We start from the raw sequence: 14,011 nt of genomic DNA on the forward strand, positions 1-14,011 counted from the left end.
GGGGGGCTTGTTCAGGGCTTCCAGCGGCTGGCCTCTGCGTTGCCATCGGCGCAGTTGGCAAAGGGGAACGGTGCACTGTCAGGGGCCGCCCAAGGAAGGCGAATGCGCGTTCAACCCCGCGGGTGGAGATTCGCCAGGCGGGTTGCCCTGGGGCCTGCATGCATCCGCTTCTGAACCTGCCCCATGTCCGCGCAACGCACAATCAGGCGGGAGCGCGTCGCTTCATCGCATTCTGACTGCGAGGACGCTCGTTCAGCCGAAGCGAAACGCGCTTTGCACCGCGCCCAGCACGCGGTCCTCGAAAATCTTCACACCCGGTTCGCTGCCGGCCGCACCTGCGGCAACGAACAGGGGCATCAGGTGTTCCTCGCGCGGCGCCGCTGCGCGTGCGCCGGGGGCGGAAGTCCAGTCGAGAAGGCGCCGCTCACGCTCGGCGGCATCGGGATGGGTCACCGTCTCCGTGAGCCACCGGTCGAAATCCAGCCCGTGCGTGTCTGTCGCCCCCGTCTGCCAGGCCCGCATCATCACCTGCATGTTGTGATAACTGTTGCCTGAGCCGAGGATTAGCACGCCTTCCTCCCGCAGGGGCATGAGCGCCTTGCCGGCGGCCAGGTGCGCACCGGGATCGAGATCGGCACGCAGGGAAAGTTGCAGGCAGGGAAGGTCGGCCGCGGGGAAGGCGATCTTGAGCGGCACGAACACGCCGTGATCGAAACCGCGCTGTCCGTCGAAGCCGCAGCCAAGCCCCGCAGCCTGCAGCAGCCCGGCCACCCGCTCGGCGAGCCCCGGCGCGCCTGGCGCGGGCCAGGTGAGCTGGTAGGTGTGGGGTGGGAAACCATAGTAGTCGAACAGCAGCGGCGGCGCAGGATGCTTCTGCACGGTGAACTGCGGCGCTTCCCAGTGGGCCGAGATCACCAGCAGGGCACGCGGACGTCCCGGCAGGGTGGCGGGCAGGCCTTCCAGAAAGGCGCGATGCCGCGCCCAGGTGTCCGGCGGGTCCCAGTCCATGAAGAAGCAGGGCCCGCCGCCATGGGGAATGAACAGCGTGGGCTGGCGCATCAGAACTCGGTGTAGCCCTTGGCGTCCGGCGTGTAGAAGGTGGCGGGATCGGCGGGTCTGATCTCGCCGCCCGTCTTCAGTTTCTGCACCAGATCCGGGTTGGCGATGAAGGGGCGGCCGAAGGCGACGAGATCGCCCTTGCCTGCGGCGAGGTCCGCTTCGGCGCGCGCCGCATCGTAACCGCCGGAGAGGATGTATTTGCCCTTGAAGGCCGCGCGCAGTTTGGCTTTCAGTTCCTCGCTCACCGGCGGCGCACCCATGGAACTGTGGTCCACCACGTGGAGATAAACGAGGCCGATGTCGTTGAGCGCCTCGGTGAGACGCAGATAGAGGGCATCCATCTCCCCATCCGGCGCCATGCCGTTGAACACGCCGTAGGGCGAGATGCGCATGCCGACGCGCCCGGCGCCGATGGCACCGGCCGCCGCGCGGGCGACCTCCACCGCGAAGCGGATGCGGTTGTCGATGCTGCCGCCCCAGCGGTCGGTGCGGTGGTTGGACGCGGTGTTGAGAAACTGGTCGATGAGATAGCCGTTGGCGCCGTGCAGCTCGACGCCGTCGAAGCCGGCCGCGATGGCGTTGCGGCACGCGGCGGCATATTCCCCGATCGCGGAGGCGATGTCATCCTCGGACATCTCGGTCGGTACCGGATGCGGCTGCATGCCCTGGCTGTCCGTCCACATCTCGCCCGGTGCGGCGAGGGGCGAAGGCGCGAGGATGCGCGCGCCCGCCGGCAGATTGGCCGGATGGGCGACCCGCCCGCAGTGCATGAGCTGCACGAAGATGCGCCCGCCCGCCTGATGCACCGCGTCCGTCACCTTGCGCCAGCCGGCGATCTGCGCTTCCGAATACAGCCCCGGAATCCGCGCATACCCCAGACCGTTGGGTGAGGGCGAGGTGCCTTCGGTGATGATGAGCCCCGCCTCGGCGCGCAGGGCGTAATACCGGGCCATGAGGTCGTTGGGCACATTCCCCAGCGCCCGGCAGCGGGTCATGGGCGCCATCACGATGCGGTTGGGCAGGTGCAGGGGGCCGAGCTGAAGCGGGGTGAACAGGATCGTCATGGGCTTGCCTCATAGGGAATTGATATTGCGACAGTCCGCAGCGGTATCGGTCTGCTTGCTTTGCGGATCCAGGCGCTCCAGCCGGAAATCGAAGCCCCCCACACGCAGCACGACGTGCCGCGAGGGCGAGCAGGCGCCCGAGCTGTAATCGGGTTTCATGGTTTCGCCTCCTGGTCACGGGCAGGTCTTGGTCTTATAAAGTAACCTGGCACTTGCCACAAGAAGGCATCCTCATCGCCCTCGGTGCGCTACGGGCTCACCCCGCTCGGCAGCTCGCTGATGCCACCGCTGACCGCACTCATTGCCTGGGCGGAACAGCACCAGCCCGAGATCGCCGCCGCCCGCGAACGCTTCGATGGGCGGGTCGGCAAGCGCTGAAGCCGGGGCAGTCACGCTTCTGCGCGCAGCCCTGGCGGGAGCCAGGCACGAGCACACGCATCCCCGCGCCGGAATGCCCGGGAAATGAACCGGGAGAGGGCGGCCCTGGCTTTGGGCACAAAAAACCCTCCCGCATGGGGAGGGTTTTTGCCGGATGGGGCCCGATCAGTATTCCATCTCGGGCATGGCCGGGGTGCTGGCCTTCTCCTCCTTCGGCGCCTCGGCAATGGTGGCGTCGGTGGTGAGGATCAGGCCGGCCACGGAGGCGGCGTTCTGCAGGGCAGACCGGGTCACCTTGGTGGGATCCAGCACGCCCATCTCCATCATGTCGCCATACTGGCCGGTCTGGGCGTTGTAGCCGAAGTTGCCGGTGCCTTCCATGACCCGGTTGACCACCACGGACGGCTCCTCGCCGCAGTTGGCCACGATCTGGCGCAGGGGCTCCTGCAGGGCACGCAGCACGATCTTGATGCCGCAGTCCTGGTCGTGGTTGTCACCCTTGAGGGCCGCCACGGCCTTGGAGGCACGCAGCAGGGCCACGCCACCACCGGGCACCACACCCTCTTCCACCGCCGCGCGGGTGGCATGCAGGGCGTCTTCCACGCGCGCCTTCTTCTCCTTCATCTCGACCTCGGTGGCGGCACCCACCTTGATCACCGCCACACCGCCGGCGAGCTTGGCCACCCGCTCCTGCAGCTTCTCCTTGTCGTAGTCGCTGGTGGCTTCCTCGATCTGGGTGCGGATCTGTTTCACCCGCGCCTCGATCTTGTCCTTCTCGCCCGCGCCGTCGATGATGATGGTGTTCTCCTTGTGCACCTCGACGCGCTTGGCGCGACCCAGGTCGGCGAGTTTCGCCTTCTCCAGCGACAGGCCGACTTCATCGGAGATGACCGTGCCGCCGGTGAGGATGGCGATGTCCTGGAGCATGGCCTTGCGGCGGTCGCCGAAGCCCGGGGCCTTGACCGCGGCCACCTTGAGCACACCGCGCATGGCGTTCACCACCAGGGTAGCCAGCGCCTCGCCCTCCACGTCCTCGGCGATGATCAGCAGCGGCTTGCCCGCCTTGGCCACTTCCTCCAGCACCGGCAGCAGGTCACGGATGCTGGAAATCTTCTTGTCGTGGATCAGGATCAGGGCGTCATCGAGGACGCAGGTCTGCTTGTCCGGATTGTTGATGAAGTAGGGGGAGAGATAGCCCCGGTCGAACTGCATGCCCTCCACCACTTCCAGCTCGTTTTCCAGGGACTTGCCATCCTCGACGGTGATGACGCCTTCCTTGCCCACCTTGTCCATGGCGTCGGCGATGATCTTGCCGATGGACTCGTCGGCATTGGCGGAAATGGCCCCCACCTGGGCGATTTCCTTGCTGGTCGTCACCGGCTTGGAGATCTTCTTGAGCTCCTCCACCACGGTGTGCACGGCCTTGTCGATGCCGCGCTTGAGGTCCATGGGGTTCATGCCGGCGGCGACGTATTTCATGCCTTCCTGGACGATGGCCTGGGCCAGCACGGTGGCGGTGGTGGTACCGTCACCCGCCACATCGGCGGTCTTGGACGCCACCTCCTTCACCATCTGGGCGCCCATGTTCTCGAATTTGTCCTTGAGCTCGATTTCCTTGGCCACCGACACGCCGTCCTTGGTGATCACCGGCGCGCCGAAGGAACGTTCGATCACCACGTTGCGGCCCTTGGGACCCAGGGTGACCTTCACCGCATCGGCCAGGATGTTGACGCCCTTGAAGATGCGGGCGCGGGCGGAATCATGGAATTTGACTTCTTTCGCGCTCATGTGCTTCTACTCCTGCAGACAAACCAGAGGGATCACGCAGCCTTCCGGGCGCCGGCGGCATCCTGCTCGATGATGCCGAGCACGTCTTCCTCGCGCAGCACCAGCAGTTCCTCGCCTTCCACCTTGACGGTCTGGCCGCCGTACTTGCTGAACAGGACCCGGTCACCGACCTTGACCTCCAGCGGCCTCACGGTGCCGTTGTCCAGCAGCTTGCCGGGCCCCACGGCCAGGACTTCGCCCTGCTCCGGCTTCTCCCCGGCGGTGTCCGGGATGACGATGCCGGAGGCGGTCTGACGCTGCTGCTCGATCCGCTTGACGATAATCCGGTCGTAAAGGGGACGAATGTGCATCTTCAGATCTCCTTTGCGATTGCAGATGATCGGGATGAACCAGGGCCGCGCCCGGCCCGCGCAGGCGCTCCGCCAGGGGGCAACGCGGGGTCCGCCGCGGCCGGCGGGGCGGAAGGTGGGGGCATGCCCCCGGATTTCAAGAGGGGGTCAGGGGAGAATCAGGCGGGTGATGCGTCCCAGCCGGTACACGGTACGGCGCACGGGCCGCTCCACGCGCGCGTTGGCCGCCGGGGGGCGGGGCGCCACCGGACAGGGGGGCAGGCGGCTGCCATCGGCGCACAGGGTCTCGTCGCCGGGGGTGCCCGCCCACAGCCCGCCGCGCACGGGCCGGAACTGCCAGCGCACGTAGCCCTTCTCGGCGCCTGCCTTGAGCAGGGCCTCCCGGTCCGGCGCCTCGGCCAGAAGCAGCGCCTCGGCCGCGCGCCGGTCGGTGTGTTCGCCGAAGGCCTGCAGGCATTCCAGGGCTTCGCGGCTGCTCGCTCCCACATGGTTGCAGGCGCGGTGTTCCTCCCGCTCCACGTCCCAAGCCCCCAGGCGCCAGCCCGCCTCCAGCATGGCCCGGTCAATCTCCTCCAGGGCCTGCCAGCGTTCGTTGAGCTGCAGCGCCGAGCCCGGCACGGGCCGCAGGGAGGAACGCGCGCCGGCGCGCCGGAAACCGTGCCAGTGCAGGAACAGGAGCACCGGCGTGTCGGCCCGGGGCACGGCGGTGAGGCTCACCGCATACAGCGGCAGCGCCACGGCCGCCATCTGGGCGGCGATTCGCTGGAAGATCTCCATGCGCGGTCCTCCTTTGCCAGACACCAAAAATCTACGCCAGGCTGATAGCGGCAGACAATCCCGCCCGGTTTAGAATCGGGGCAGCCCATCCCGAGGAACCGCCATGTCCAACGCCCAATGGCTTGCCCGCAGCCGCCACGCCGTCTGGCATCCCTGCACCCAGATGAAGGTGCACGAGACCCTCCCCATCATTCCCATCGCCCGGGGCGAGGGGCCCTGGCTTTATGACTTCGACGGCCGCCGGTATCTCGACGCCATCAGTTCCTGGTGGGTGAACCTGTTCGGCCACGCCAACCCGCGCATCAATGCCGCCCTCACCGACCAGCTCAGGCGCCTGGAACACGTGATCCTGGCCGGCTTCAGCCACCGCCCGGTGGTGGAGCTGTCGGAGCGGCTGGCGCAGCTTGCCCCCGGGGAACTGGGCCACGCCTTCTACGGCTCCGATGGCGCCTCGGCAGTGGAAATTGCCCTCAAGATGAGCTTCCACTACTGGGCGAACCGGGGAAGACCGGAGAAAACCGGCTTCGTGAGCCTGGAAAACGGCTACCACGGCGAGACCCTGGGGGCACTCTCGGTCACCGACGTGCCCCTGTTCAAGGCCACCTACGCGCCCCTGCTGCGTCCCACCCACCAGGTGCCCACACCGGATTTCCGGCGCGCCGCCCCGGGCACGACCGCCCAGGCCCACGCCCGCGCCGCCGCCCAGGCCCTGGACGCCTGGCTCGCCCAACACCATGCCACGACCGCCGCCCTGATCCTGGAGCCCCTCATCCAGTGCGCCGGGGGGATGGGCATGTATGACCCGGAATACCTGCGCCAGGCCCGCACCCTGTGCGACCGCTACCAGGTGCACCTGATCGCCGACGAGATCGCGGTGGGCTTCGGCCGCACCGGCACCCTGTTCGCCTGCGAGCAGGCGGGCATCGCCCCGGATTTCCTGTGCCTGTCCAAGGGCCTCACCGGGGGCTATCTGCCCCTGTCCGTGGTGCTCACCACGGACGAGGTCTATGACGCCTTCTACGACGACGAAACCGCCCGCGGTTTTCTGCATTCCCATTCCTACACGGGCAATCCCCTGGCCTGCCGGGCCGCGCTGGAGGTGCTCAACATCTTCGAGGAAGGCCGGGTGATCGAGGCCAACCGCAAACTCGCCCAGACCCTGAACGAAGCCGCCGAACCCCTGGCGCGCCACCCGCGCGTGCGGAATTTCCGCCATCTGGGCATGATTTGGGCCTTCGAGGTGGAAGACGCAGGCCCGGGCTTTGCCCGCCGCTTCTTCGAGCGTGCCCTGAACCGGGAACTCCTGCTGCGCCCCCTGGGAACGACGGTCTATTTCATGCCGCCCTACGTGATCGGCGAGGGCGAGATCGCCCATCTGGTCAAGGGCACCCTGGCCGTCCTCGATGAACTGTAGCCTCAGGGCGCCGCCTCGAGCAGCTCGCGCACGAAGGTCACCGGGATCACGTAGCTGATGCCCGAAGGGTCCCTGATGGCCGCCTCCTTGGACTGCTTGATGAAGACGCTGTTGAGCACGCCCAGCACTTCGCCGGTGTGGGGATCGTAGAGGGGGCTGCCGCTGTTGCCGGGATAGGCGGTGGCGTCGAGCTGGAACACGAAGAACGGGCGCTTCAGACGCTCGATGGACTGGGGACTGAGGTCACGGGCGTTGCCCATGCGGGTGGCCACCGGGGTGATGGCGGAGACGATGCCGCGATGGGTGACGGGACGCAGTCCCAGTGCCATGCCCAGGGGAAAGCCGGTGAAGGCCACTTCCATGCCCTCACGCACGCGCGCGGCATCGCCCAGGGCGAGGGCCGGCAGGGGCGGGCCGTCGATGGCCAGCAGCATGAGATCGTGCTCCAGGTCCACGCGGGCGATGCGCGCCCCGCGCACCTGGGCGCGTCCCGCCACTTCCGCCAGCACGATCAGCCGCTCCTGGCGCGCCGCATCCAGCGTCTTGGGGACCACATGGGCGTTGGTGATGACGGACAGGCCCTGGGCCACGACGAAGCCGGTGCCCTGGAACACGTGCTGGGGCGAACGCGTGGGCTGGAAGGTGCCCACGGCCACCACTGCGGGCTTGACCCGGCTGATGGTCTCCACCAGATCGGCACGGGCTGGCATGAAAGCTGCAATGGCGAGGAGCGCGCCCAACAGGAGAAATCGCATACCACCCTCTTCCGTCATGGGGAGAGTCCATTAGGGAGCGTCCCCATGGACAATCCGGGATTATAGGCGCGCCGCGGCCCGGTCATGCAGCGGTCATGACCGGCCTGCCGGCTGGGGTACAATGCGTCGGAAACTCGAGCAGAAAGGGGAATCTTCAACATGAGCATCGTGGGTGTGGTGGGTCTGGGCTACGTGGGCCTGCCTCTGGCCGTGGAATTCGGCAAGAAATACCAGACCATCGGCGTGGACCTGTCGGAGGAGAAGGTCGCCAACTATCGCCGCCATTGCGATCCGACGGGTGAAGTCTCCAGCGAGGACCTGAAGGCAGCGGTCCATCTCACCTGCACCACCGATGCCTCCCAGCTCGCGGTATGCGACTACATCATCGTTGCGGTACCCACCCCGGTGGACGCCGCCCACCAGCCGGACTTCGGCCCGCTGATCGGCTCCTCCACCTCGGTGGGTCGGCACATGAAAAAGGGCGCCATCGTCGTTTACGAGTCCACGGTCTATCCCGGCGCCACGGAGGAAGTGTGCATCCCCATTCTGGAGCGGGAATCCGGCATGAAATGGAAGCAGGACTTCTTCGTGGGCTATTCGCCGGAGCGCATCAATCCGGGTGACAAGGAACACACCCTGACGCGCATCCTCAAGGTGGTCTCCGGCGACACACCGGAAACCCTGGAAAAGGTGGCGGCACTCTACGAATCCATCATCACCGCTGGCGTGCACCGCGCCTCCAGCATCAAGGTGGCGGAGGCCGCCAAGGTGATCGAGAACACCCAGCGCGACCTGAACATCGCCCTCATGAACGAGCTGGCGCTAATCTTCCACAAGATCGGCATCGACACCCTGGAGGTGCTGCGCGCCGCGGGCACCAAGTGGAACTTCCTGCCCTTCCGCCCCGGCCTGGTGGGCGGCCACTGCATCGGCGTGGACCCCTACTACCTCACCTACAAGGCGGACATGCTGGGCTATCACCCCCAGGTGATCCTGGCCGGCCGGCGCATCAACGACGGCATGGGCAAGTATGTCGCCGAGCAGACGGTGAAGGAAATGATCGCCGCCGGCAGCCAGATCAAGGGCGCCAAGGTGCTGGTGCTGGGACTCACTTTCAAGGAGAACTGCCCGGATTTGCGCAACTCGCGGGTCATCGACGTGATCCGGGAGCTGGAAAGCTATGGGGTGGAGGTGCACGTGCACGACCCCATCGCCGATCCCCGCGACGCGGTGCACGAATACGGCGTGACCCTCGAGCCCTGGGAGGCACTGCCCACCGCCGATGCCATCGTGGTGGCCGTGGCCCACAGGCAGTTCGCCGAGCGGCCGCTGGACGATTACCGGGCCAAGGTGAACGGGCGCGGTGCCCTGATCGACGTCAAGGGTCTGTTCGATCCGGACGCGGCGCGCGCCCGCTTCGCCCGCTTCTGGCGGCTGTGATCATGGACGCGCCCCAGTATCAGGCCGTGCGCGCCCGCCTGGCGCGGGAGCCCCACGTCTGGCTGGTCACCGGCGTGGCGGGCTTCATCGGCTCCAACCTGCTGGAAGCCCTGCTGCGGCTCGACCAGCGCGTGGTGGGGCTGGACAACTTCGCCACCGGCCACCGGCGCAACCTGGAGCAGGTGCAGGCGCTGGTCACACCGGAACAATGGCAGCGTTTCCGCTTCATCGAGGGCGACATCCGGGACCTGGACACCTGCCGCGCAGCCTGCCAGGGTGTGGAATACGTGCTGCACCAGGCGGCCCTGGGATCGGTGCCCCGTTCCATCGAGGATCCCCTGCTCACCAATGCCGCCAACATCGACGGCTTCGTCAACATGCTGGTGGCCGCCCGGGATGCGGGTGTCAAACGCTTCGTCTATGCCGCCTCCAGCTCCACCTATGGTGATCACCCGGCGCTGCCCAAAGTGGAAGACCAGATCGGCAAGCCGCTCTCCCCCTACGCGGTGACCAAGTACGTGAACGAGCTTTACGCCGACGTGTTCGCCCGCTGCTATGGCCTGGCCAGCATCGGCCTGCGTTACTTCAACATCTTCGGGCCGCGCCAGGATCCGGAGGGCGCCTATGCCGCGGTGATTCCCAAATGGATTGCCGCCATGATCAAGAACGAGCCGGTGTACATCAACGGCGACGGGGAAACCAGCCGGGACTTCTGCTACATCGAGAACACCATCCAGGCCAACCTGCTCGCCGCCACCACGGAAGAAGACGCGGCCATCAACCAGGTGTACAACGTGGCGGTGGGCGAACGCACCAGTCTCAATCAACTCTACGAGGCGCTGCGGGCCGAGCTGGCGCCCCGTTTTCCCCATCTGGCCCACGCGCGCCCCGTGTACCGCGACTTCCGGCCGGGGGACGTGCGCCATTCCCTGGCGGACATTTCCAAGGCACGCACCCTGCTCCACTATCAGCCGACCCACACCATCCGCGATGGCCTGCGCATCGCCATGGACTGGTATGTCCGGGATCTCACGGGGCATCGCTAGCCACTTCGAGTCCAAACACCCGACACGCGCAGCCTGGGGCGCTGGCCCCGTCCGCGCCCGCTGCCTCGCCGGCCTGCTCATCTGGTTCCTGGGGGTCGTGTCCGCTGGCGCGGCCGAACTGCCCCCGCCCCTTGCTGCGGCCCTCGCCGCCGCGAACCTGCCGGAGTCGGCCGTGGCCCTCGAGGTCGAGGATCCCGGCCAGAACGCGCCCCTGCTCGCCCTCCATGCCGACCGGCCCATGAACCCGGCCTCGGTGATCAAGCTGGTCACCACCTTCACCGCCCTGGAGGCGCTCACCCCCGCCTGGCGCTGGCGCACGGAAGTGTATGGCGACCGGCCGCCGCAGCGGGGGCGGCTCGCGGGCAACCTGTATTTCAAGGGCTACGGCGATCCCCGCATCACCCTGGAGACCCTCTGGCTGTGGCTGCGGGAGCTGCGCGCACGCGGCATCCGCGATGTGGAGGGGAACCTGGTCCTCGACCGCAGCTTTTTCGATGTGCCGCCCGAGGATCCGGCTGCCTTCGACGGCCAGCCCCTGAAGCCCTACAACGCAGGGCCGGATGCCCTGCTGCTCAATTTCCGCAGCCGCCGCCTGAGCGTGGTGCCCGAGGGGCAAGCCCTGCGCCTCACGCTGGACGTGGACGCCCCGGGTGTGACCCTGGTCAACGCCCTCAGACCGGTGGACGGCCCCTGCGCCGACTGGAGGAACGGACTCGCCACCCGGGTGGAAGCGGGCCGCCGGGGACTCGTGGTTCGGGTGAGCGGGCCCTATCCCCGGGCCTGCGGTGAGCAGTCCTGGCACCTGGCCCTGTTCGACGGCAACACCCAGTGGGAGACGCTGTTCCGCGCCCTGTGGGGCGAGCTGGGAGGACGGCTGCGCGGACGGGTGGTGGACGGCACGGTGCCCGGCGAGGCCCAACTCATCGCCCGCTTCGAGTCCGTGCCCCTGGCAGAGGTAGTGCGCGACATCAACAAGTTCAGCAACAACGTGATGGCGCGCCAGCTCTATCTCACCCTGGGCGCGGAACTGCTCGGCCCGCCGGCGACCCCGGACAAGGCGGCGCAGGCGATGGAAGCCGTGTTGAAGAGCCGGGGCCTCGATTTCGTCGAGCTGGCGCCGGGCAACGGCTCCGGGCTCGACCGCCGCACGCGCGTGAGTGCGCGCCACCTGGCGGCCCTGCTCGCGCGCGCCCGGTACTCCCCCTGGTATCCGGAATTCGCCGCCTCGCTCCCGCTGGTGGGACTGGACGGCACCCTGCGCCGCCGCCATACCGGCGAACCCCTCGCGGGGCAGGCGCGCCTCAAATCCGGCTCCCTGGACGACGTGCGCGCCCTCGCCGGCTACCTGCGCACCGCCAGCGGAAGGGAGGTGATCCTGGTGTGTCTGGTCAACCACCCCGACGCGGCACGCGCCCGACCCTTCCAGGATGCGCTGTTGCGCTGGGTGTTCGAGAACTTCTGATCAACCCTCGGCTTCACCTTCCTCGAGGGGATTGTCCGCCAGCCGCAGGGGATGGTCGGTGGGCATGTCCCGGAAGATTTGCCGGCTTTCTTCCGTTTCAAAATAGATCACCACGTTGCCGTCCACCAGATAGGGCAGGCCCGTAAGGTCCCCGAGGGGGGCGCCGGTGATGGGATCCACGTCGAACAGGATCTGCGCCGGTTCGTGCAGCCGGCGGCTGGGCTGCTGGTCGCGGAGGAGGGGATCGGTGGCGGTCCAGTTGGGGGCGTCGAAGGTCAGCATGGGGAACTCCTTTGGCAAAGAGGCGGACGATTCCGCCCTCAACTGACCTATAGCAGCCCGCGCCCCCGCCGGCGATCAAAATATTTTGGCCCGCCGCGCGTCAGGGTTTCCTGCCCAGGAGGGCATTCAGCAACTCGATGGGCAGGGGAAAGACGATGGTGGAATTCTTGTCCGCGGCGATGGTGGTGAGGGTTTCCAGATAACGCAGCTGGATGGCCGCCGGCTGCCGCGCCAGCACCTCCGCCGCCTGCGCCAGCTTCTCCGAGGCCTGCAGCTCGCCTTCCGCATGGATGACCTTGGCGCGCCGCTCCCGCTCCGCTTCCGCCTGCTTGGCGATGGCGCGCACCATGGACTCGTCGATGTCCACGTGCTTGATCTCCACGTTGGACACCTTGATGCCCCAGGCATCGGTCTGCTGGTCCAGCACGGTCTGGATGTCCAGGTTGAGGCGTTCCCGTTCCGCCAGCATGTCGTCCAGCTCGTGCTTGCCCAGCACCGCACGCAGGGTCGTCTGGGCGAGCTGGCTGGTGGCCGAGAGGTAGTCCTCCACCTGGATGATGGCCTTGGCCGGATCCACCACGCGGAAATACACCACCGCATTCACCTTCACCGACACGTTGTCGCGGGAGATCACGTCCTGACTGGGTACGTCCATGACAATGGTGCGCAAATCCACGCGCACCATTTGCTGGATGCCGGGGATCACGATCACCAGACCCGGCCCCTTCACTTTCCAGAAGCGGCCCAGCATGAACACCACGCCACGCTCGTATTCCCGCAACACCTTGAGGGCAGAGACGAGAAAGGCGATGACCAGAATGAGCAGCCAGCCGGAGCCGAATATGAGTTCCATCATGGGTTGTCTCCTTGGTTCAGGTTGGAATCCCTTGCACCTCCAGGGTGAGGCCGTCCACCGCCTGCACCCTCACCCGCTGTCCCGGCACGAGCGGCGCATCGCAGCGGGCACGCCACAACTCGCCATGGACGCGCACCCAGGCGAGGCCTTCTCTCACCTCGACTACCTCGCCTTCGGCGCCGACCAATTCCTCGCGGCCGCTGACCACCGGCTTTTTGCGCGAGGCCAGAGCCATGCGTCCCACCACCAGGATGAAGGCGGCCGTGGCCACGGTAAAGGCAATGATCAAACTGAGGGGCACCGCCGCGCCGGTCACCTCCCGGTCCATGAGCATCACCGAGCCGGCAACGAAGGCGACGATGCCCCCCAGCCCCAGCACACCGAAACTGGGCACGAACACTTCCGCGATGAGCAGCCCCACGCCCAGCAGAATCAGCGCCAGGCCTGCGTAGCTGATGGGCAGCAGCTGGAAGGCGAACAGGGCGAGCAGGAGACAGATGGCCCCCGCCACGCCCGCGACCCCGAAGCCGGGATTGGAAAACTCGAAAAAGAGGCCATACATGCCGATGAGCAGCAGAATGTAGGCCACACCCGGATCCGTGATCACCGCCAGGAAACGGGTGCGCCAGTCAGGCTCGCGGTTTTCCAGCACGGCGTTGCGGGTGGCGAGAGGCCGTTCGGTCTCCCCCACCTTCACCTTGCGTCCATCCACCGCGGTGAGCAGGGACGGCAGGTCCGCCGCCACCAAGTCGATCACCTTTTCCTTCAGGGCTTCCTCGGCGGACAGGCTCACTGCCTCGCGCACCGCGCGCTCCGCCCATTCGCCATTGCGGCCCCGCAACTGGGCCAGCCCGCGGATGTAGGCGGCGGCATCATGCACCTGCTTTTTCGCCATGGCGGAAGGCTCGTTAGGCTTGGCTTCCTTCTCCCTGCCCGGCTGGGCGGGAGGTTCCGGCCCGCCGATGGCCACCGGCGTGGCCGCCCCCAGATTGGTGGCCGGCGCCATGGCCGCCACGTGGGCGGCATAGAGGATGTAGGTTCCGGCACTGGCCGCACGGGCGCCTTCCGGCCCCACCCAGACGATGACGGGCACCCGGGCGGCAAGGATCTTGCGGATGATGTCACGCATGGCCGAATCCAGGCCACCCGGTGTGTCCAGGCGCAGCACCACGGCCTCCGCGCCCGCCTCTTCCGCGTGGCCGATGCCCCGCACCACATAGTCCGCGGTGGCCGGAGAAATGGCGCCATCCACGCCCAGTACCACCACCCGCGGGGCGGCGGCGGCAGGCAGGGCGACCAGGAAGCCGAGCAGGAAAAGGATGCGCAGGAGCATGCCCTTG

Annotated in this window: 14 protein-coding genes; 4 read left to right on the forward strand and 10 right to left on the reverse strand. The window is 67.3% G+C overall.

The genetic code is table 11. The features are described from left to right. Window positions 1-252 precede the first annotated feature (252 nt). From ACZ42P_RS08120 to ACZ42P_RS08145, 6 genes are all read right to left on the reverse strand, one after another. Window positions 253-1,059: a DODA-type extradiol aromatic ring-opening family dioxygenase gene (locus ACZ42P_RS08120; RefSeq protein ID WP_464897050.1), complete on the reverse strand. Its 807-nt coding sequence runs from the start codon at window positions 1,057-1,059 to the stop codon at window positions 253-255. Continuing rightward, window positions 1,059-2,117 (reverse strand): alkene reductase, encoded by a 1,059-nt coding sequence (locus ACZ42P_RS08125; RefSeq protein WP_464899389.1) that lies wholly within the window; start codon window positions 2,115-2,117, stop codon window positions 1,059-1,061. The genes ACZ42P_RS08120 and ACZ42P_RS08125 overlap by 1 nt, the downstream gene beginning before the upstream one ends. 15 nt (window positions 2,118-2,132) lie before the next feature. Continuing rightward, on the reverse strand, window positions 2,133-2,282 hold the full coding sequence (locus tag ACZ42P_RS08130) for a hypothetical protein (protein WP_464897051.1): 150 nt from the start codon (window positions 2,280-2,282) through the stop codon (window positions 2,133-2,135). A 384-nt stretch (window positions 2,283-2,666) separates the two neighbouring features. Continuing rightward, on the reverse strand, window positions 2,667-4,289 hold the full coding sequence (groL, locus tag ACZ42P_RS08135; protein ID WP_464897052.1) for a chaperonin GroEL: 1,623 nt from the start codon (window positions 4,287-4,289) through the stop codon (window positions 2,667-2,669). A 32-nt stretch (window positions 4,290-4,321) separates the two neighbouring features. Next, window positions 4,322-4,639 carry a co-chaperone GroES gene (groES, locus tag ACZ42P_RS08140; RefSeq protein ID WP_464897053.1) on the reverse strand — a complete coding sequence of 106 codons (318 nt, stop codon included), beginning with the start codon at window positions 4,637-4,639 and terminating at the stop codon, window positions 4,322-4,324. Window positions 4,640-4,786: 147 nt separating this feature from the next. Next, a complete protein-coding gene (locus ACZ42P_RS08145) occupies window positions 4,787-5,416 on the reverse strand; it encodes a diguanylate cyclase (RefSeq protein WP_464897054.1) in 630 nt (209 codons plus the stop codon). A 103-nt stretch (window positions 5,417-5,519) separates the two neighbouring features. Between ACZ42P_RS08145 and ACZ42P_RS08150 the strand changes: the two genes are divergently transcribed. After that, window positions 5,520-6,830: an adenosylmethionine--8-amino-7-oxononanoate transaminase gene (locus ACZ42P_RS08150; RefSeq protein WP_464897055.1), complete on the forward strand. Its 1,311-nt coding sequence runs from the start codon at window positions 5,520-5,522 to the stop codon at window positions 6,828-6,830. Window positions 6,831-6,832: 2 nt separating this feature from the next. Here the strand turns inward: ACZ42P_RS08150 and ACZ42P_RS08155 are convergent, their stop codons facing one another. After that, window positions 6,833-7,585 carry a S1 family peptidase gene (locus tag ACZ42P_RS08155; protein WP_464897056.1) on the reverse strand — a complete coding sequence of 251 codons (753 nt, stop codon included), beginning with the start codon at window positions 7,583-7,585 and terminating at the stop codon, window positions 6,833-6,835. A gap of 159 nt (window positions 7,586-7,744) precedes the next feature. Here ACZ42P_RS08155 and ACZ42P_RS08160 point away from each other — a divergent pair, with 159 nt between their 5' ends. From ACZ42P_RS08160 to dacB, 3 genes are read left to right on the forward strand one after another with little or no spacing between them, the layout of a single operon-like run. Next, window positions 7,745-9,025 carry a nucleotide sugar dehydrogenase gene (locus ACZ42P_RS08160; RefSeq protein WP_464897057.1) on the forward strand — a complete coding sequence of 427 codons (1,281 nt, stop codon included), beginning with the start codon at window positions 7,745-7,747 and terminating at the stop codon, window positions 9,023-9,025. A gap of 2 nt (window positions 9,026-9,027) precedes the next feature. Then, window positions 9,028-10,071: an SDR family oxidoreductase gene (locus tag ACZ42P_RS08165; RefSeq protein WP_464897058.1), complete on the forward strand. Its 1,044-nt coding sequence runs from the start codon at window positions 9,028-9,030 to the stop codon at window positions 10,069-10,071. After that, window positions 10,043-11,533, forward strand: coding sequence for a D-alanyl-D-alanine carboxypeptidase/D-alanyl-D-alanine endopeptidase (gene dacB, locus ACZ42P_RS08170; RefSeq protein WP_464897059.1), 1,491 nt, complete (start codon window positions 10,043-10,045; stop codon window positions 11,531-11,533). The genes ACZ42P_RS08165 and dacB overlap by 29 nt, the downstream gene beginning before the upstream one ends. Here the strand turns inward: dacB and ACZ42P_RS08175 are convergent, their stop codons facing one another. The 3 genes from ACZ42P_RS08175 to ACZ42P_RS08185 form a co-directional block, all read right to left on the reverse strand. Continuing rightward, window positions 11,534-11,815: a hypothetical protein gene (locus ACZ42P_RS08175; protein ID WP_464897060.1), complete on the reverse strand. Its 282-nt coding sequence runs from the start codon at window positions 11,813-11,815 to the stop codon at window positions 11,534-11,536. Window positions 11,816-11,915: 100 nt separating this feature from the next. Beyond that, window positions 11,916-12,668, reverse strand: a complete 753-nt coding sequence (locus tag ACZ42P_RS08180; protein WP_464899390.1) for a slipin family protein — start codon at window positions 12,666-12,668, stop codon at window positions 11,916-11,918. A gap of 19 nt (window positions 12,669-12,687) precedes the next feature. Next, window positions 12,688-14,004 carry an NfeD family protein gene (locus ACZ42P_RS08185; protein ID WP_464897061.1) on the reverse strand — a complete coding sequence of 439 codons (1,317 nt, stop codon included), beginning with the start codon at window positions 14,002-14,004 and terminating at the stop codon, window positions 12,688-12,690. Between the last annotated feature and the right edge of the window lie 7 nt (window positions 14,005-14,011).

This window comes from Thiobacter subterraneus (genome assembly GCF_055379455.1).